At 61.1% G+C, this 19,603-nt stretch carries 17 protein-coding genes; 9 read left to right on the top strand and 8 right to left on the bottom strand.

Annotated features, from left to right (window positions below; all coding sequences use genetic code 11):
* Positions 1-4: 4 nt before the first annotated feature.
* The 5 genes from HWE17_RS00605 to mpl form a co-directional block, all read right to left on the bottom strand.
* Positions 5-862 (bottom strand): energy transducer TonB, encoded by an 858-nt coding sequence (locus tag HWE17_RS00605; protein ID WP_034746649.1) that lies wholly within the window; start codon positions 860-862, stop codon positions 5-7.
* A gap of 138 nt (positions 863-1,000) precedes the next feature.
* Entirely contained in the window at positions 1,001-3,088 is a 2,088-nt protein-coding gene (locus HWE17_RS00600) for a ribonuclease catalytic domain-containing protein (protein WP_176387399.1), read from the bottom strand.
* Positions 3,089-3,090: 2 nt separating this feature from the next.
* Positions 3,091-3,705, bottom strand: a complete 615-nt coding sequence (locus tag HWE17_RS00595; protein WP_035822111.1) for a chorismate lyase — start codon at positions 3,703-3,705, stop codon at positions 3,091-3,093.
* Positions 3,702-4,286 carry a YqiA/YcfP family alpha/beta fold hydrolase gene (locus HWE17_RS00590; RefSeq protein WP_176387398.1) on the bottom strand — a complete coding sequence of 195 codons (585 nt, stop codon included), beginning with the start codon at positions 4,284-4,286 and terminating at the stop codon, positions 3,702-3,704. The genes HWE17_RS00595 and HWE17_RS00590 overlap by 4 nt, the downstream gene beginning before the upstream one ends.
* Positions 4,283-5,659, bottom strand: coding sequence for a UDP-N-acetylmuramate:L-alanyl-gamma-D-glutamyl-meso-diaminopimelate ligase (gene mpl / locus HWE17_RS00585; RefSeq protein WP_176387397.1), 1,377 nt, complete (start codon positions 5,657-5,659; stop codon positions 4,283-4,285). The genes HWE17_RS00590 and mpl overlap by 4 nt, the downstream gene beginning before the upstream one ends.
* A gap of 115 nt (positions 5,660-5,774) precedes the next feature.
* Here mpl and HWE17_RS00580 point away from each other — a divergent pair, with 115 nt between their 5' ends.
* The 8 genes from HWE17_RS00580 (at position 5,775) to HWE17_RS00545 (ending at position 12,736) form a co-directional block, all read left to right on the top strand.
* Positions 5,775-6,413: a hypothetical protein gene (locus HWE17_RS00580; protein ID WP_035822115.1), complete on the top strand. Its 639-nt coding sequence runs from the start codon at positions 5,775-5,777 to the stop codon at positions 6,411-6,413.
* A gap of 19 nt (positions 6,414-6,432) precedes the next feature.
* The gene (locus HWE17_RS00575) at positions 6,433-6,987 is read left to right on the top strand and encodes a TlpA disulfide reductase family protein (RefSeq protein ID WP_176387396.1); all 555 of its coding nucleotides are present in this window, start codon (positions 6,433-6,435) and stop codon (positions 6,985-6,987) included.
* Between the two features lie 82 nt (positions 6,988-7,069).
* Positions 7,070-7,507: a type II 3-dehydroquinate dehydratase gene (gene aroQ / locus HWE17_RS00570; protein ID WP_034746628.1), complete on the top strand. Its 438-nt coding sequence runs from the start codon at positions 7,070-7,072 to the stop codon at positions 7,505-7,507.
* Between the two features lie 91 nt (positions 7,508-7,598).
* Positions 7,599-8,063, top strand: coding sequence for an acetyl-CoA carboxylase biotin carboxyl carrier protein (accB, locus tag HWE17_RS00565; RefSeq protein WP_046684231.1), 465 nt, complete (start codon positions 7,599-7,601; stop codon positions 8,061-8,063).
* 101 nt (positions 8,064-8,164) lie between these two features.
* A complete protein-coding gene (gene accC, locus HWE17_RS00560) occupies positions 8,165-9,580 on the top strand; it encodes an acetyl-CoA carboxylase biotin carboxylase subunit (RefSeq protein ID WP_034746622.1) in 1,416 nt (471 codons plus the stop codon).
* Positions 9,577-10,521: a 50S ribosomal protein L11 methyltransferase gene (gene prmA / locus HWE17_RS00555; protein ID WP_176387395.1), complete on the top strand. Its 945-nt coding sequence runs from the start codon at positions 9,577-9,579 to the stop codon at positions 10,519-10,521. Before accC ends, prmA begins: the two co-directional genes overlap by 4 nt.
* Positions 10,522-10,529: 8 nt before the next feature.
* Complete coding sequence (locus tag HWE17_RS00550; RefSeq protein ID WP_176387394.1) at positions 10,530-11,786, top strand: DUF3426 domain-containing protein; 1,257 nt, start codon at positions 10,530-10,532, stop codon at positions 11,784-11,786.
* 11 nt (positions 11,787-11,797) lie between these two features.
* Entirely contained in the window at positions 11,798-12,736 is a 939-nt protein-coding gene (locus tag HWE17_RS00545; protein WP_176387393.1) for a carbohydrate kinase family protein, read from the top strand.
* Positions 12,737-12,855: 119 nt separating this feature from the next.
* Here the strand turns inward: HWE17_RS00545 and HWE17_RS00540 are convergent, their stop codons facing one another.
* On the bottom strand, positions 12,856-13,389 hold the full coding sequence (locus HWE17_RS00540; RefSeq protein WP_035822131.1) for a YggT family protein: 534 nt from the start codon (positions 13,387-13,389) through the stop codon (positions 12,856-12,858).
* Between the two features lie 253 nt (positions 13,390-13,642).
* On the opposite strand from HWE17_RS00540, the gene HWE17_RS00535 reads away from it, so the two are divergent.
* Entirely contained in the window at positions 13,643-14,500 is an 858-nt protein-coding gene (locus tag HWE17_RS00535) for a hypothetical protein (protein ID WP_176387392.1), read from the top strand.
* 847 nt (positions 14,501-15,347) lie between these two features.
* On the opposite strand, the gene HWE17_RS00530 is transcribed toward HWE17_RS00535, so the two are convergent.
* A complete protein-coding gene (locus HWE17_RS00530) occupies positions 15,348-16,499 on the bottom strand; it encodes a ribonucleotide-diphosphate reductase subunit beta (RefSeq protein ID WP_034746600.1) in 1,152 nt (383 codons plus the stop codon).
* A gap of 118 nt (positions 16,500-16,617) precedes the next feature.
* Positions 16,618-19,581 (bottom strand): ribonucleoside-diphosphate reductase subunit alpha, encoded by a 2,964-nt coding sequence (locus HWE17_RS00525; protein ID WP_176387391.1) that lies wholly within the window; start codon positions 19,579-19,581, stop codon positions 16,618-16,620.
* Positions 19,582-19,603: the final 22 nt, after the last annotated feature.

Raw genomic sequence — 19,603 nt, 5'->3', positions numbered from 1 at the left:
TTGTTCAATTGCTGCCGCCAGTCAGGTTAGCTTCCATTTTTTCTTCGCGCGTAAATTTGAAGCGGGTGATGACGACCCACAGGTCATCCTTGTCACTCGACAACATGTTCGGTGGGAAACGGCCAAACGGCGCCGCGCGGCGCACGATGGCCAGGGCCGCCGCATCGAGTGCCGGATTGCCCGAGCTTTTTTCCACGCGGGCGCCGCCCTCTTTCTGGTAAATCGTGCCGTCCTGGAAGATGGGAATATAGACGACCAGTTCGCCATACATCTTGCGGCCATTCTTTTGCGGGAAATTCAGGGTACCGATTTCCTCGATGCGCTTTTGCAGGGTCTTGTAATACATGGCATAGCCGACCTCCTGCGTGCTGGGCGTAATGAAGGTCTTGCGCGGACGTTTATTCTGGTCTTCCACGGTCTGGCTGATTTCGGCCGCCATGCGCGCGATGGCCTTGCTGCTTTCCATCAAGTCCGAGCCGGTGGCCAGGGGATTGGGCTTGTCCTTTTCCGTGACGGGCGCGGCGCTGTAAGGCGTCGGCCTGGCCGCCTGCGTCAGCAGTTCCTGCTGCTTCTGCTCCAGCTCGGCAATGCGCCGGGCGCTGGCCTTGACGCTGTCGCCCTCTTCCACCTTGCGCATGTCGGGCAAGGGCGACTTGGCGCGGCCCTTGTCGGCCTGTCCGCCACCATCGAGGTTGGCTTGCGCCAGGGCATCGGCCTTCAACGGCTTGTTCGCATGCTTGGCGTTGACCAGGATCACTTCCAGGCCAGGATCGGTGGCGACGGCCCGCTGCGGGGCCGGGGCGACAAAATGCATCGCCAGCAAGGCGCCGTGGGCCAGCAGCGATACCGCCACGGCTATCATCAGGAAACGATTCTCTCGGAAAGACTTCACGCGCAACCCAGTTCGCAACAAGCACACCATACAAGATGGCTGAATTCTACGTCAAAGGGCGGTGCCGGCAACAGTTTTCAGCACCGCCTTGATGGCGTGAGGAATGCCTTACTTGACCTCGGGCTCGCTGACCACGTCTTCGCTGGCCAGTTCCGCCACTTCCGCCTCGGCGTCGCCGACCTGGTTGGCCGCTTCCGGCGCGGCTTCCGCTGCCACGTCGCCTTCATCGGCGCCTTCGTCGCCAGACTCTTCCTCATAGTCCAGCTCGGCATCGGCCGCCGCATCGGGCACGGCGGCAATTTCCAGCAGGCGCGCTTCGATGCTCAGGTCGACTTCATCCCAGCGCAGCAAGTCCAGTTTCACCTGGGCACCGCGCGCCACCGATGGCATGCCCGGCAGCTTGATGACCAGCGGAATGTCGACCAGGCGCAGGATCTCGTCTTTCAGCACGACGGCGTCGACCTGGCGCGCGTTTTCCTGGTGCAGCCAGCGCAAGCACCAGTAGCGTTCCATGTTCGACTGGAAATCGCCATACGCGGCATACGCGGCGTCGAACGCCGAGACGATGGCGAACAGATTCGCGTCGCGCGGCTTGAACGGGGCCACCAGCGGCGCCGTCACGCCATGCTCGGCGCAAGCGATGATTTGCCACTGGTTGACCAGGTCCGTGTAGCGGCGCAAAGGCGAAGTGCTCCACGCGTATTGATCCACGCCCAGGCCCTGGTGCGGCGCCGCATGGGTAACCATGCGCACCTGCATCTTTGCCGCCCAGCTATTGCCGCTGCCGCCGCCCTGGCTGCGGTAGATGCCTGGCACGCCATGGTCGTGCAGCATCTTGCCCCACGTGCTGTTGGCAAAAATCATCAGTTCGGCGACGATCTTGTCGAGCGGCGCGCCACGCTTGCGGCGCGCCACGGTGACGATGTCGTTTTCCACATAGAAATTGAAATCGACACGGTTATTCTGTTCCGGCTTCAGGCCAAACGCTTCGCGTTTCTTCATGCGGCCCTGTTCCAGTTGCTGCGCCCATTGCCACAGCACGGCAAAATCGGCCTTGTGCGGATACTCGCCCTCACCGCTGGCCAGGGTTTCCTCATTGACCAGATCGTCTAACTGGTTATGCCGCAAATTGCTGGCAATCGGCACCAGCTCGGCGCGCGTCTGCGTGCTGACCACGGCCCAGTCCGCTTTCGGATCCAAGGTCGCGTACAGCGACAGGGCCGGGCACGTCGTGCCTTCCGCCAGGGTAAACGCGTTGACGATTTCGTCGGGCAGCATGGTGATCTTGTCGCCAGGCATGTAGACGGTCGACATGCGCTGGCGCGCCATCTTGTCGATCACGTCTTCCGGACGGATGCCCAGGCCCGGCGCGGCGATGTGAATACCCACTTTCACGGTGCCATCGGGCAAGGGTTGCACGGAGAAGGCATCGTCGATCTCGGTCGTGGTTACGTCGTCGATCGAGAAGGCGGCCACGTCGGCCAGCGGCAGCTTGGCCGTCACGGAAGGCACGGGCACGTTCGGGAAACCGGCGCCTTTCGGGAAATTTTCGAAAAGGAATTTCGACAGGTGCAAGTCTTTCGGCGAAGCAATACCGCCGACGGCCAGCATCAGGCGCGGCGGCGTCGTGTGCAATTCCGTGCACGCCGCTTCCAGCGCCTTGTATTCAATCGTGTTCTTGTCCGGCTTGAACAGCAGTTGCAGCACCATGGGCTGCATCGAGGCGGGCAAGCGGTTCTGCTTCAGCTCTTCCACATAGCCTGCCTGCACCAGCGCCTGCTGCTTTTTCTTTTCGATGCCGGCCAGGGCCGCCTTCAGCGAGGCTTCCGGCGCCGCCTTGTAGCGGCCACGGCCCTTCTTGTAAAAATACACGGGCGCCGAATGCAGGGCCAGGATCAGGCCGGCCGCTTCCGGTGGCAACGGTGCATGGCCGAAATACTCGGCGCCCAGCTCGGCAAAGCCGAACTCGTCTTCGCCCGCCACTTCCCACAGGAAATCGAGGTCGATCTCGGCGGCAACGGCCTTGGCTTGCTCGAGCAACTCGGCCGGGGCCGGCTTTTCGTACTGCAGCAGCACATCCTTGACCTTGACCTTGGTGCGCTTGCCGCTGGCCATTTCGACCTGGTAGGCTTCACCCGCTTGCGACAGGACCGTGCCGACCTTGAAATCGCCGGATTCTTCAAAAAATAGATTCATTGTTATGCTTTGTTTATTAATGTGTCGGTTGCAACGGTGCGAGTGACGGACGTCAACTCCAGCACCGCCGGCAAAAATACTTCGGTTACCAGCAGCAAGCCCTGGTGACGCTGATACAGGCAGCGGCGGGCAAAAAACAGCGCCTGCTCGTCGGCGCGCCGCCCTTCCCATGCCAGCGCCGCCTGCGCCCGCTGTACCAGCGGGTGCCCGGCGCGCAAGCGGGCAAATTCCAATGCACCGCGGCGTACCATGCGGTCGCCAAACAGGGTCGTGCCCAGCGAACGTTCGCCCAGCGCGGAAAACAAAGGCCAGTCCGTGGCCGTCGCCTGCATGGGCACGACGGTATGGCCAAACACGGCCGGCTTGTCATCACAACGCAACAGCACCTCGCGTTCCCACACCCGGCCCGCGCGGTGCAAACCAATGATGGCAGCCTCGTCGCTCAAGCAACGTGCCGTTTCCTGATGCAAACATTGCACGCGAAACGCCTGGCTATGCGCTTTCAGCTTGGCCGTCAGCGAACCGCCGCCCGTGAGCCAATGGCGCAAGGCCGCCGGCGCATTGACGGCATTCACGTGCGCATGCCATTGCGCCTGCCGCAGCGAACCCGGCCTCACTTGGCCGCGTCCGCATCGATGCCGCAAAAGGCCAGCACGGGCGCCAGATAATCGGCAAATTCGCTGATGCCATGGTCGCTGCCATCGATGACCAACTGCCGCGCCCCCTGATAATGCGCCACCATGTCGCGGTAGTCGAGCACTTCATCGCCCGTGGCGGCAATCAGGAAATAGCGTTGCGGCTCAGTAATTGTCTCTACGGCAAACGTGCGCAGCTCATCGATGTATTCACGCTTGAACTCGAATGGCTTGTCCGAATGAAACTCCGTCGTCACGCCCACATGCTGTTCCAGGTCGATCAAGGGCACGATGGCGGGGTTGAGCAAGACGGCGCAGCAACCGAGCTGCTCGGCCAGCCAGGTGGCGTAATAGCCGCCGAGGGACGAGCCGATTATCGTCAGCTCGGCCGGCGCCACATCCTTGACCAATGACAAGGCTAACTCAATGGCCAGCTTGGGCGAAGCCGGCAATTGCGGGCATAGCCACTGTGCTTCGCGGCCCAGTGCCTGCATCTGCGCGGCCAGCAGGCGCGACTTCATCGACAGGGGCGACGAGCGGAATCCATGCAGGTACAGAATCATCGGCCCAGGGCCTCCAGCAATTTCTGGTGCACGCCGCCAAAGCCGCCGTTGCTCATGACCACGATCTGGTCGCCGGGACGGGCGCTGGCCGCCACGGCCGCCACCAGGGTGTCGATGTCTTCGTAGGCGCTGGCAATCTTGCCCAGCGGCGCCAGCGCGTCGCCCAGGCTCCAGCCCAGCGCTTGCTGGCTGCCGAAACCGAAGACCAGGTCGGCATCCTTGAGGCTGCCTGGCAGCGCATCTTTCATGGCGCCCAGTTTCATGGTGTTCGAGCGCGGTTCCAGCACGGCCAGGATGCGGCCGCTGCCGCCTATCTTCTGGCGCAGGCCGCCCACGGTGGTGGCAATGGCCGTCGGATGGTGCGCGAAATCGTCGTACACGGTGATGGCGTTGACCACGCCGCGCACTTCCATGCGGCGCTTGACGCTCTCGAAGCTGGCCAGCGAGGCGCACGCCTGGGCAATCGGCACGCCCACGTGGCGCGCGGCGGCAATGGCCGCCAGCGCATTGCTGCGGTTGTGCTTGCCCGTGAGCGCCCACGCCACGTGGCCTTCCTGCTGGCCATTGAAGAACACGTCGAAGCTGCCATCGGCCTGCTCTTGCAGTTGCCAGTTAGCATCTTGACCAAAACTTTCCTTTTCACTCCAGCAACCGCGCGCCAGTACGCGCTGCAGCGATGCTTCGTCGCCGTTGAAGACGAGACGGCCGATGCCGGGCACCGTGCGCACCAGATGGTGGAATTGCGTCTCGATCGCGTGCAGATCGGGGAAGATGTCGGCGTGATCATATTCCAGGTTATTCATGATGGCCGTCTTCGCGTGGTAATGCACGAACTTGCTGCGCTTGTCGAAGAAGGCCGTGTCGTATTCATCGGCTTCGATGACGAAGAAGTCCGACTCGGCGCTCTTGCCGTCGATCTTGCCGCTGAGGCGGGCGGAAATGCCAAAGTTCATCGGCACGCCGCCGATCAGGAAGCCCGGCGCGTAGCCCGCGTCTTCGAGTATCCAGGCCAGCATGGCTGATGTTGTCGTCTTGCCATGCGTGCCGGCCACGGCCAGTACCCACCGATTGCGCAAGATGTGTTCGCCGATCCACTGCGGGCCGGACACGTATGGCAAGCTGCGGTTGAGGATTTCTTCCACCAGCGGGTTGCCGCGCGAGACCACATTGCCAATCACATACAAATCCGGGTTCAGCTTGGTTTGTTCCGGATCAAAGCCCTGGATCAGTTCGATTCCCTGCGATTCCAGCTGGGTGCTCATCGGCGGATACACGTTGGCATCGCAACCGGTGACTTTATGGCCGGCTTCCTTGGCCAGGACAGCCAGGCCGCCCATGAAGGTACCGCAAATGCCGAGAATATGAATATGCATGTGATCAGTGCGAAAGGCGCACGCTTAAGTAAGTAAGACGGTGAGATAAAAAACAGCAAGTGCAGGATTTTACCTGACGCCATGACTTTTTCCGCTTCGGAGTATCATCTCGCTCATGACGAACGATGCATTTGACGATAGCGCGCAGTTGCGCCTGGAAATCGCCGCCGCTGCCGCGCGCCTCGTGGCGCAGGATGGCGCCGACTATGGCAGCGCCAAGCGCAAGGCGGCGCGGCAAGTCCTCGGCGACGCGCCGAACCGGCCCAATATACTTCCCGACAACGACATGATCGAAGAGCAGGTGCGACAATACAATGCCCTGTTCCTGGCCGACAGCCAACCGGCCCGGCTGTTCCAGCTGCGCACGATCGCGCTGCAGGTGATGGAAGCGTTGCAACAATTTCATCCTCTGCTCAGCGGCCCCGTGCTCAATGGCACGGCCGGCCCCCACGACGAGATCTATCTGCAGCTGTTTGCCGAGAGCGCCAAGGATATCCACATCTTCCTGCTGAATAAAAATGTCGTGCTCGATATGTCGGAAAGCCCGCATTTCAAGGGAGCGCGTTATGATGCGGTCGAGACAGCCAGTTTCTTGTGGAAAAACGAAGGCGTGCACGCGGCCATGTACGAGCTCGACGATATGCGCGGCGCGTTGAAAGCCAAGGCGGATGGCAAGGTGCTGCGCACCGACATCGCCGGGCTGCGCAGCCTGCTGGCCGCCAGCCTCGCCGATGGCGTGCCGGCTGCCGACTAACATTGATATAGATAAAGTTATGACAAAAAAGAATTGGATCGCCTGCGCCATCGTGGCGCTGATGTTTGCCGGCATGGGCGCTTACGTCGGTTTGAGCAAGGAAAAAGCGAAGGAAGCGGGACCGCAGACGAGCACCATCGCACCAGGCGCGACCGGCCCCGTCAACGAGCTGTATGCGCTGTCCCTGCCGGACGCGGCGGGCGCCACGCAAGCCTTGTCGCAATGGAAAGGCAAGAATTTGCTGGTCAATTTCTGGGCGCCGTGGTGCCCGCCGTGCGTTGAAGAAATGCCGGAGTTATCCGAAGTGCAAGGCCACTATGCGGGGAAAAACCTGCAGGTGATCGGTATCGGCATCGATTCGGCCAGCAATATTGCCACTTTTGCCAGCAAGGTCAAGATCGCCTATCCCGTGTATGTGTCCGGCATGAGCGGTACCGACCTGTCGCGTCATTTTGGCAATGCCACGGGCGGTTTGCCCTTTACGGTGCTGATCGGCGCCGATGGCGAAGTCAAAAAGACCTATCTGGGCCGCTTGAAATTTGATCAGTTGCGCGCCGATCTGGATAAATTGTAAATTCGGAGCGTGCTTTTTTCTCTTGCCAATGCGTATCTTTGGCGGCAAAATGCGGAACTTTCGCTAAAACGGTCTTCCATACATGGCAAAAAACCTCCTTCTGCTCAACGGTCCCAACCTGAATTTGCTGGGAACGCGCGAGCCTGAGGTCTACGGCGCCAGCACCTTGGCCGATATCGAGCAGGCAGCAATGGCGCAAGCCATGGCGGCCGGCGCCGACCTGGTCTGCTTTCAAAGCAACCATGAAGGCGCGCTGATCGACCGCATCCATGCCGCGCGAGCGGAAGGGATCGATGCCATCGTCATCAATCCGGGCGGCCTGACCCATACCAGCGTTGCCTTGCGCGATGCGCTGGCCGGGGTCGCCATCCCGTTCGTGGAAGTCCATATCTCGAATATTTATCAACGCGAAACGTTTCGACATCACTCATTTCTCAGCGCGATCGCGCAGGGGACGATCTGCGGCCTGGGTATCGATGGATATCGGTTTGCCATCGACTTTGCGCTTAAAAAACGTTAATCTACGCGATCTGCACGCATTTAGCGCGGCGATAGGTTCTTGGACATCACCGCATCACTCATAAAACAAACTACATTCCTAGGGGTTTTACATGGATCTACGAAAACTCAAGACCTTGATCGACCTGGTCGCCGAATCGGATATCGCAGAGCTGGAAGTTACCGAAGGCGAAAGCAAGGTTCGCATCGTCAAATCGTCGGCCATGCCGCAAAACCAGATGGTCATGATGCAGCCGCAAGGCATGCAAGCCCAGTACCAGCCAGCCGCGCCAGCCGCCGCCCCCGCTGCGGCAGCCGCCGTCGTGGTCGCCGCCGAGCCAACGGGCTATGTGGTCAAGTCGCCGATGGTCGGTACCTTCTACCGCTCCTCCGCTCCTGGCAGCGCCGCCTATGTTGAAGTGGGCTCTACCGTCAAGGAAGGTGATACCCTGTGCATCATCGAAGCGATGAAGCTCCTGAATGAAATCGACTCCGATAAAGCCGGTGTCGTGACCCAGATCCTGGTCGAAAACGGCCAACCGGTCGAATTCGGTCAACCCTTGTTTGTGATCGGCTAAAACCCAGTCCACACGGCCGGCAACGGCCGTTTGCAGTTTTAGCCCCTCACACTTGTTGTTTCGCCGGCTCGCCGGCTCTCACAGACATACGCGAACCTACCATGTTTGAAAAAATCCTGATTGCCAACCGTGGTGAAATTGCCCTCCGTATTCAGCGCGCCTGCCGCGAAATGGGCATTAAAACGGTTGTAGTCCACTCCGAAGCCGACAAGGACGCGAAATACGTCAAGCTGGCCGACGAATCCGTTTGTATCGGCCCGGCACAGTCGTCCCTGAGCTACCTGAACATGCCCGCCATCATCAGCGCCGCTGAAGTGACGGATGCGCAAGCGATTCACCCAGGCTATGGCTTCCTGTCGGAAAATGCCGACTTCGCCGAACGCGTCGAGAAATCGGGCTTCGTCTTCATCGGCCCCCGCTCCGAATCGATCCGTTTGATGGGCGACAAAGTGTCGGCCAAACAAACCATGATCAAGGCCGGCGTACCGTGCGTACCCGGCTCGGAAGGCGCGTTGCCGGACGATCCGAAAGCGATCGTGCAAATTGCCCGCAAGATCGGCTACCCGGTCATCATCAAGGCCGCCGGTGGCGGTGGCGGACGCGGCATGCGCGTGGTGCACACGGAAGCGGCCCTGATCAACGCCGTGGCGATGACCAAGACGGAAGCCGGCACGGCTTTCGGCAACCCTGAAGTGTATATGGAGAAGTACCTGGAAAATCCACGCCACGTGGAAATCCAGATCCTCGCCGACGAACACAAGAACGCCGTCTGGCTGGGCGAGCGCGACTGCTCCATGCAGCGCCGCCACCAGAAAGTGATCGAAGAAGCACCAGCGCCGGGCATCCCGCGCAAACTGATCGAGAAAATTGGCGACCGTTGCGCCGAAGCTTGCCGCAAGATCGGCTACCGCGGCGCCGGCACGTTTGAATTCCTGTACGAAAACGGCGAGTTCTATTTCATTGAAATGAATACCCGCGTGCAAGTGGAGCATCCCGTCACCGAGATGATCACCGGCATCGACATCGTGCAAGAGCAGATCCGCATCGCCGCCGGCGAAAAACTGCGTTTCCGCCAGCGCGACGTCTTGCTGTCGGGCCACGCCATCGAGTGCCGCATCAACGCCGAAGATCCGTTCAAGTTCACGCCATCGCCAGGCAAGATCGTGTCGTGGCATGCACCGGGCGGCCCAGGCATCCGCGTCGACTCGCACGCCTACGCCGGCTACTACGTGCCGCCGCACTACGACTCGATGATCGGCAAAGTGATCGCTTACGGCGCCACGCGCGAGCAAGCGATCCGCCGCATGCAGATCGCCCTGTCCGAAATGGTGGTCGAAGGCATCAACACGAATATCGCCCTGCACCGCGAACTGATGATCGACGCGCGCTTCATCGAAGGCGGCACCAACATTCACTATCTGGAACAGAAACTGGCCGACATGCCGGATCTGGGCAAGAACCTGAATGGCGGCAGCCCCAGCATCGCCAAGAAATCCGAAATCAAGGCGGGCGCATGAGCTGGACGGAAATCGTCATCGAAATCGCCCGTGACAACGCCGAGGCCATGTCCGACGCGTTGATGGAAGCGGGCGCCCTGTCGGTGTCGGTGGAAGACGCCGATGAAGGCACGGATGCCGAGCAGCCCCTGTTTGGCGAGCCCGGCATGGAACCGAAGGAAGCGGCGTGGGAACGCAGCCGCGTGGTGGCGCTGACGGACGTCGACGCCGACCAGGCCGCCATCGTGGCCGCCGCCGCCCAGGCGGTCGGCATGACGGAAGTGCCTGCCTTCACCATGCGCCCCGTGGAAGAGCAGGACTGGGTGCGCCTGACGCAGTCGCAATTCGCACCGATTCACATCGGCAAGAATATCTGGGTCGTGCCCAGCTGGCACGAGGCACCGGATCCTGACGGCCTGATCCTGGAACTGGACCCTGGCCTGGCCTTCGGTACGGGCAGCCATCCGACCACGCGTCTGTGCATGGAATGGCTGGAAGCGAACCCCGCTCCAGGCAAGACCGTGCTCGACTACGGTTGCGGTTCCGGCATCCTGGCCATGGTGGCCAAGAAGCTGGGCGCGCAAACGGTGGCCGGCGTCGACATCGACCCGCAAGCGATCGAATCGGCGCGCGACAATGCCGAACGCAACCAGTGCGACATCGAATATTTCTTGCCAGACACGTTTGCCACCTCGGCACACGCCACGGCCAAGTTTGACATCGTCGTCGCCAACATCCTGTCAAGCCCATTGAAGCTGATGGCGCCGATGCTGTCGGGCCGTGTCGCCGACGGCGGCGCGCTGATCCTGTCCGGCGTGCTGGCACGCCAGGCGGAAGAAGTGGCCGCTGCCTACGCACCGTTCATCCAACTGGGCGTGTGGGCCGAGCAAGACGGCTGGGTGGCCCTGCATGGCCGCCTGGGCAGCACGCAAGCGCCTGCGCCCCGCGCGGAAGGTGCATAAGCACAGCAATGGCCCTCGCCACCAAATGCCCCCATTGCAACACGATATTTCGGGTCGCTGCTGACCAGTTGAAGTTACGTGGGGGCATCGTGCGCTGTGGCACGTGCAGGGAAGTGTTTGACGGCAATGCCGCGCTGGTCGATCCAGCCGCGGCATCGCCGTTTTTAACCTCCGCTCCCGGCACTGCCGCCCCGCTGCCGACCGATTATCCGCTTGACGCCAGCCTGCCGTCCGCCACGGACGACGAACCCATTTATTCCCTCGACTTCGACACCTCATTCGACCCGTTCGGCATCCTGCCGGAAACGGCGCAGCTCAAGGACGATGAAGACGATGGCGAGCACATCGAACTGGACCTCGACGTGGCCCTGCCCGAAGAGGCGCCTGCCGCCGCACCGCTCGACATACCGCTCGATAGACCTGAACCTGAAGCAACACCGGTAGAAGCACCGGAAGCACTGCTCGAACCACCGTTGCCCCAGCCGATGGCGCCCTTCAAGCGCCGCCAGGTCGATGACGCGCCCGCCTTCGCCACGTATCTGCGCGACAGCCGCCGCGAACCGAATCTGGAAACTGGCGCCGCACCGGCGCTGCCCGCGGCCGAAAAAGTCAGCCTGGACAAGCCTGCGCCCGCACGCCGGGAACCGACGCTGGCCGACCATTCCTTTACGCCGCTGCCCGCCGCCCCAATCGCGCCGGAAGCAGCCGAAGAGCAGGAAGAACCCGTCCAGCCGCCAGCCGACGACGAGCCGGCCTTTGTGACCCTGGGCCGGCGCCGCGAACAGAGCGGCAAGGCCCTGCGCGTCGCCATGGGCGCCGGCTCGGTGGTGCTGCTGCTTTTGTTGTTCCTGCAAGTAATGACCACCTTCCGCAATCCGCTGGCGGCGCAATTTCCGCAGTGGAAGCCGACCCTGGTCACGCTGTGCAAGCTCAGCGGCTGCCAGGTCGACTTGCCGGCGCAGATCGAGGCGCTGGCCATCGAGCAAGGCGAGTTGCAGACCATCAAGGAGCACACCTTTTCCTATGTCTCGCTGCTGCGCAACCAGAGCCGCAGCGTGCAAGCCTGGCCCAGCATCGAACTGATCCTCAACGACGCCAACGACAAGCCCGTCTTGCGCCGCGTGATCGCGCCGCGCGACTATCTGCCGGCCACGATCGACGTGAGCAAGGGCTTTGCGCCGCGCTCGGAACAAACCATCAAACTGTACTTTGCATTAGACCAGCTCACGGCGTCTGGCTACCATATCGCCATCTTTTACCCTTAACCGACACTATCATGACCAAAACATCGCTGATCTGCGGCTCGCTTGCCACCGACACCATCATGCAATTCCCTGGCCGCTTCGGCGAATCCCTGCTGGCCGACCAGTTGCACAAGGTAAACGTGTCTTTCCTCGTGCCTACCATGCGCACGGAGTTCGGCGGCTGCTCGGGCAACATCGCCTACAGCCTGAAAATGCTGGGCGGCGACCCGCGCATCGTCGGCGTCATGGGGCAAGACAGCGCCGCCTACCTGGAGCGCCTGCAAAAGCTGGGCATTTCCACCGCCAACATCCTGATCAAGGCCGACAGCTACAACGCGCAGTGCTTCGTCACGGCCGACGCGGACAACAACCAGATCAATGCCTTCCACCCGGGCGCCATGTCGTTTGCGCATGAAAACCCGATCGCCAATGCCGGCCCGGCCAAGGTCGCCATCATTTCGCCGGACGGCGATCAGGGCATGCTCAAGCACGCCGCCGACCTGGCCGAACTGGGCATCCCCTTCATGTTCGATCCGGGCCAGCAGTTGCCACGTTTCAATGGCGAACAGTTGATCGACTTCATCAACAAAGCCACGTATGTGTCGGCCAACGATTATGAAATGGAAATGTTGATGGAACGCACGGGATTGACCCTGCCGGACATCGCCAGCCGCCTGGAAGCGCTGATCGTCACGCGTGGCGAAAAAGGGTCGGAAATCTATACGGACGGCAAGCGCATCGACATTCCTGTCGTGGCCGCCAAGGAAGTGCTGGACCCGACCGGTTGCGGCGACGCCTACCGTGCCGGCTTGCTGTTCGGCATCACCAACGACCTGGGCTGGGAAACCAGCGGCCGTCTGGCCAGCCTGCTGGGCGCCATCAAGATTGCCACCCAGGGCGCGCAAAACCATGTGTTTACGCCAGAGAGCATCGCCGATCAGTTCGAAGCGGCGTTTGCTTACCGCTATTAATATGTAGGTCGTAGGTCGGATTAGCGGGGCGCAGCCACGCGTAATCCGACAACATCATTGGCATGGCGGGTAACGTCGGGTTACGCTACGCTAACCCGACCTACGCCACCACATCACCATCATCGCAGCACAATAATCATCCCCACCAGCACTTGCGCAATCTGCAGCAGGATCAAAGCCACCAGCAAAGACAAATCCAGGCTGCCGACCAGCGGCACCACCTTGCGGATCGGACGCAGCAGCGGCTCGTTCAGGGCGCGTACAAACGGCGCCAGCGGCGCATGCGGGTTGACCCAGCTGAAGATGGCTTCGATGATCAGCAAGGCCATGAAACCGTAGAGTATCCATTGCAGGAAGCGTTGCAGCGACTTGAGCAGCACCACTTCGACGGGAGCGCCGGTAATAAACAGCACCGAGCTGGCCAGCAGAACGATCAGGAAGGCGCCGATCAGGCTGGCCCAGTCATACCCGCCCACGCCCGGCACCACGCGGCGCAGGGGGCGCACCAGCCAGTCGGACAATTGAAACGTGAATTGTGCCACCGACGAGGGCGGCCGCACGCGCACCGCCTGCATCCAGAAGCGCAGCAGCAACACGCCGCCCAGCAAGGTGGCGATGGTATCAACGATCAATGTAAGGATAACGATCAGCACGACTAATTCTCCAAAAAAAAACCGCTGTGTGATTGAGTCACACAGCGGCGTGTTGCCTCATCCAGGCACCCGTATCGCAGGAATTACGATGGGCGGGTGCTGGTTGGGAATGGCCAGGCTGCAGCCGGTGCCAACACGGTTTTTGCTACAGGTGCGATAGGCGCCGATGGCTTGGCGACAGGAGCTGCCTTCTTCGGTGCGGCCTTTTTAGGCGCGGCCTTCTTGGCGGCTGGCTTGGCTGCCACGGCGGCTGGTGCCGCTGGAGCTGCTGCCGGCGCTGCTGCTGGTGCGGCTGCCACGACTGGCGCTGCGGCTGGCTTGGCGGCAGGTTTCGCTGCTGCTTTCGCTGCCGGCTTCGCTGCTGGCTTGGCTGCAGCTTTTGCTGCTGGCTTCGCTACTACCTTGGCCGCTGGCTTGGCTGCAGGTTTTGCTGCAACCTTGGCGGCAGGTTTCGCTGCTGCTTTGGCTGCCGGCTTGGCTGCTGGCTTCGCTGCTGCCTTGGCTGCCGGCTTGGCTGCTGCCTTTGCTGCCGGCTTCGCTGCTACCTTGGCGGCTGGCTTGGCTGCTGCTTTGGCTGCTGGCTTCGCTGCTACCTTGGCGGCTGGCTTGGCTGCCGCTTTTGCGGCTGGCTTCGCTGCTGCCTTGGCGGCTGGCTTCGCTGCAGCTTTTGCTGCTGGCTTGGCGACGACTTTTTTCGCTGCTGGCTTGGCTGCTGCTTTGGCGGCCGGTTTCGCTGCTGCCTTGGCTGCAGGTTTCGCTGCGGCTTTTTTCACTGCTGGCTTGGCTGCAGCTTTTGCTGCTGGCTTGGCTGCAGCTTTTGCTGCTGGCTTCGCTGCTGCTTTGGCGGCTGGTTTTGCTGCGGCTTTTGCTGCTGGCTTGGCGGCCGGTTTGGCTGCGGCTTTTTTCGCGACAGGCTTGGCTGCTGCCTTGGCGGCAGGTTTCGCTGCGGCTTTCGCTGCTGGCTTGGCTGCCGGTTTCGCTGCTGCCTTGGCCGCTGGTTTCGCTGCGGCTTTCGCTACTGGCTTGGCAGCCACTTTTGCTGCAGGCTTGGCTGCGGCTTTGGCGGCTGGTTTTGCTGCTGGTTTCGCTGCGGCCTTGGCAGCTGGTTTAGCGACTGGTTTAGCGGCAACCGTCTTCGCTGCGGCTGCCGGCTTCTTCGCGGCAGGAGCAGCCTTGGCGGCTGGTTTCTTTACTTCTGATTTCTTAGCGGCTGTTGCCATTTGTCTCTCCTTCATCTGAGATGAGAAATTTAAGCTACAAGATTTAAACCCGTCCGACCCACCACAGGGATAGGCCAGGCGAATTATTCATCGGCACAAACGGTCGTTTGCGCTAATGAATTCGGCACCAGCTGAACTGCTGCAACTCCTCACGTTTGCAGCACTTCAGCCATCGTCGGTGCCACCCTGCTTTATCTCGCAGCTGGTGGCAAAGTCTGAATTCGGTCATTCGTTTTCGATGCCGTGCGTTTTTTCGCTCCTCGCATCGCGCTCGCCACAACACCGATGCGTCAAATAAAAAACCGCCATGCCTGAAAAAATTCGGGCACGGCGGCAGACGAAAACGGTGTGGTTTTGTGCATATCCGTGTAAATCTGTATCCCTGTTTTGCGAGGTTTTTTCGCTACCGCGCTGGTTAAAAAACCCCGCATTCTAACGCTCGCATTTGCAATCTCATAAAGTACACGAAAACCTTGTCAATGCGCAACCGGCACGACACGTTTTCGCCCGCTTTTTTGCACGATACGCGTGCTATCGCACAATCGCGCGGCAAATGCCGCCGCCAGCGTCTCCGGAAATGATTTTTTGGGTTCGTGATGCGGCCATTCGCGGCAGCCGAAAATCGTGGCGCAAGCGTCGTCGCATGACCCGATGATGGACGCATTTTTCTGCCGCCATGCACGCGAAAAAAAAGCGCCGTCACGATGACGGCGCTTCTTGTCGTTGACTGAAAAAGGTTTACTCCCAGTTCAGCGCACCACCCGTTTGGTACTCGGTCACGCGCGTCTCGAAGAAGTTGCGTTCCTTCTTCATGTCGATCATTTCGCTCATCCACGGGAATGGATTTTCTTCCTGGGCGAACAGCGGCTCGATGCCGATCTGCTGCGCGCGGCGGTTGGCGATGAAGCGCAAATAGCCCTTGAACATCGGCGCGTTCAGACCCAGCACGCCGCGCGGCATGGTGTCTTCCGCGTATGCGTATTCCAGTTCCACGGCCTGCATGAACAATACTTTAATCTCTTCGCGGAATTCGGCAGTCCACAGCTGCGGGTTTTCCATCTTGATCGTGTTGATCAAGTCGATGCCGAAGTTGCAGTGCATCGATTCGTCGCGCAGGATGTACTGATACTGCTCGGCCGCGCCCATCATCTTGTTCTGGCGGCCCAGCGCCAGGATCTGCGTGAAGCCGACGTAGAAGAACAGGCCCTCCATCAGGCAGGCAAACACGATCAGGGATTTCAACAGCTTCTGGTCGTTTTCCACCGTGCCGGTGACGAACGCCGGGTCGGTCAGCGTGTTGATGAACGGGATCAGGAATTCATCCTTGTCGCGGATAGACTTGACTTCGTTGTAGGCGTTGAAGATCTCGCCTTCGTCCAGGCCCAGCGATTCGACGATGTACTGGTAGGCGTGCGTGTGGATCGCTTCCTCGAACGCCTGGCGCAGCAGGTACTGGCGGCATTCCGGCGCCGTAATGTGGCGGTAGGTGCCCAGCACGATGTTGTTGGCGGCCAGCGAGTCGGCCGTCACGAAGAAGCCCAGGTTGCGCTTGACCAGGCGGCGCTCGTCGTCCGTCAGGCCGTTCGGGTTTTTCCACAGCTCGATATCGCGCTGCATGTTCACTTCCTGCGGCATCCAGTGGTTGGCGCAACCGGCCAGGTATTTGTCCCACGCCCATTTGTACTTGAACGGCACCAGCTGGTTGACGTCCGTCTTGCCGTTGATGATGCGCTTGTCGTCGGCATTCACGCGGCGCGCCACTTGCTCGGCGTTCGCTTCGGACGGCTCGGCACCTGCCGGCAGGTTCAATTCGGTATTACCCAGTGGCGCTTGCTGCGCCGGACGCGGCACAGCTGCCGACGTGGTTTCATCATCCCATGACAACGACATATTCTTCTTCCTTTCCATGCCGGCGAGCCGGCGATCCGCAACAGGCCCGTTGAATCGGACAATACGGACATTGACAACATTGAATCAGCCCAGAAGTACTGGGCTGACAACTAAAATCTTACTGGCAGGCTTCGCACTCTTCAAAGCCGTCATCACCCGGACGCAGGTAGCAGGCTTCGCCATCGGCGTCGTCCGCTGCCGCTGCCGTCACTGGCGCCACGGCCACCGCTGCTGCAGCTACCACTGCTGCCTGGGCGCTGGTTTGTGCACTTTGGGCGCTGGCCGACATGCCGCCATCGACTGCCACGGCGTTCAGGGCGCCCGTCTTGGAGGTCGATTTCTCCATGTGGGTAGCGGCGATGGTACGCAGGTAGTAGGTGGTTTTCAGGCCACGCAGCCATGCCAGCTTGTAGGTCTCGTCGAGTTTCTTGCCCGATGCGCCAGCCATGTAGATGTTCAGCGACTGGGCCTGGTCGATCCACTTCTGGCGACGCGAAGCCGCTTCCACCAGCCAGCTTGGCGACACTTCAAAGGCGGTGGCGTAGATATCGCGCAGGTCTTGCGGGATGCGGTCGATCTTCACCAGCGAGCCGTCGAAGTACTTCAGGTCGGAGATCATGACTTCATCCCACAGATCGCGCGCCTTCAGGTCGCGCACCAGGTAGCCGTTGATCTCGGTGAATTCGCCCGACAGGTTCGATTTCACGTACAGGTTCTGGAACGTCGGCTCGATACAGGCCGACACGCCGATGATGTTCGAAATCGTCGCCGTCGGGGCGATCGCCACACAGTTCGAGTTACGCATGCCGAACTTGGCGATGCGTTCGCGCACCGGGGTCCAGTCCATGGCCGACGAGGAATCGACTTCCAGGTAGCCGCCGCGCTCTTCGGCCAGCAGTTTCACCGAGTCTTGCGGCAGGATGCCGCGGTCCCACAGCGAACCGGCATACGATTCATAGCGGCCGCGCTCTTCGGCCAGTTCCGTCGACGCCAGGTAGGCGTAGTAGCAGACGGCTTCCATCGAGGTGTCGGCGAACGACACGGCGGCGTCCGAGGCGAACGGGATGCGCATCATGTGCAGGCAATCCTGGAAGCCCATCACGCCCATGCCGACCGGACGGTGGCGCATGTTCGAATTGCGCGCCTTGTCGACGGCGTAGTAATTGATGTCGATGACGTTGTCGAGCATGCGCATGGCGGTGCGCACGGTCTTGGCCAGCTTGACGTGATCGAGCTTGCCTTCCTTCATGTGCGCCGGCATGTTGACGGAACCGAGGTTGCAGACGGCGATTTCGTCAGGGCCCGTGTTCAGCGTGATTTCCGTGCACAGGTTCGAGCTGTGGACGACGCCGACGTGCGACTGCGGGCTGCGGATGTTGCAAGGATCCTTGAACGTGATCCATGGGTGGCCCGTTTCAAACAGCATCGACAGCATCTTGCGCCACAGGTCCAGCGCGGCGATCTTTTTGAAGACGCGGATTTCGCCGGCGGCGGCCTTGGCTTCGTAGCCCAGGTAAGCCTGCTCAAAGGCCTTGCCGACCTTGTCGTGCAGGTCTGGCGTGTCCGATGGCGAGAACAGGGTCCAGTCGCCTTTTTCCATGACGCGCTTCATGAACATGTCGGGAATCCAGTTCGCCGTGTTCATGTCGTGCGTGCGGCGGCGGTCGTCGCCCGTGTTCTTGCGCAGGTCGAGGAATTCCTCGATGTCCATGTGCCAGGTTTCCAGGTAGGCGCAGACGGCGCCCTTGCGCTTGCCGCCCTGGTTGACTGCCACGGCCGTGTCGTTGACCACTTTCAGGAACGGCACCACGCCTTGCGACTTGCCGTTGGTGCCCTTGATGTGGGCGCCCAGGGCGCGCACTGGCGTCCAGTCGTTGCCCAGGCCGCCGGCGAACTTGGCCAGCAATGCGTTGTCCTTGATGGCGTCGTAGATGCCTTCCAGGTCATCCGAGACGGTGCTCAGGTAGCACGACGACAGCTGCGAGCGCAGGGTGCCCGAGTTGAACAGGGTCGGGGTCGAGCTCATGAAGTCGAACGAGGACAGCAGGCTGTAGAACTCGATGGCGCGCGCTTCGCGGTCCGCTTCGTTCAGCGCCAGGCCCATGGCCACGCGCATGTAGAACGCCTGCGGCATTTCGATGCGCACGTCCTGGATGTGCAGGAAGTAGCGGTCGTACAGGGTTTGCAGGCCGATGTAGCCGAACTGCAAGTCGCGGTCGGCCACGATGGCTTTGGCCAGGCGCTCCAGGTCGAAACTGGCGAGTACCGGGTTCAGCAGCTCGGCGGCGATACCCTTGGCGATGTATTGCGGGAAATACGTCAGGTATTCGGCGGCAGCGGCCGCTTGCGGCACTTCCTTACCGAACACTTCCTTGCGCACCGTGTGCAGCAGGATGCGGGCCGTGACCTGACTGTAGGCCGGGTCTTTTTCCATCAGCGCGCGCGCCGCCAGGATGGCCGATTTGTGCAGCTCTTCGACGGGCACGCCGTCGTACAGGTTTTTCACCGTTTCCGCCAGGATGGCGTCGGCATCGACGTGCTTTTCCAGGCCGGCGCAGGCGGCGTTGATCAGGTCGCGCACTTCCTGCATGTCCAGCAGGCGGCGCACGCCGTTGTCGGTGACGTTCAGCTGGGGCGCGGTCACTTGCGCGGAAGCGCCCAGCGCTTCCTTCTGCAGGCGGCGCTCTTCCATGTGCTTGGCGCGGTACAGCACGTAGGCACGCGCCACGTCGTGCTCGCCCGAACGCATCAGCGACAGTTCCACCTGGTCTTGCACGTCTTCGATATGGAAGGTGCCGCCGCCCGGATGGCGGCGCACCAGCGCGGCGACGACGCCGTCGGTCAGCTGTTCCACCAGTTCGCGGATGCGTGCCGAGGCTGCACCCTGGCCGCCGTTAACGGCCAAAAACGCCTTGGTCATGGCGATGGCGATCTTCGAAGGCTCAAATGCCACCACCGCGCCGTTGCGGCGGATGATGCGATAGTCGCCCAATGCCGCGCCCGTGCTCGCCACGCTGTTGGCCGCGCCTGGCGCTGGCGATACTGGCGTTGGATGGATGGAAATATCTTGTGGTGATTGCATTGAAGCTCCCGTTGTCAGCTAA

The organism is Janthinobacterium sp. BJB401, from assembly GCF_013372745.1.
Classification (GTDB): domain Bacteria; phylum Pseudomonadota; class Gammaproteobacteria; order Burkholderiales; family Burkholderiaceae_D; genus Janthinobacterium; species Janthinobacterium rivuli.
The sequence above is the reverse complement of the archived record's forward strand: the minus strand, read 5'-3'. Positions and strand labels throughout refer to the sequence as shown.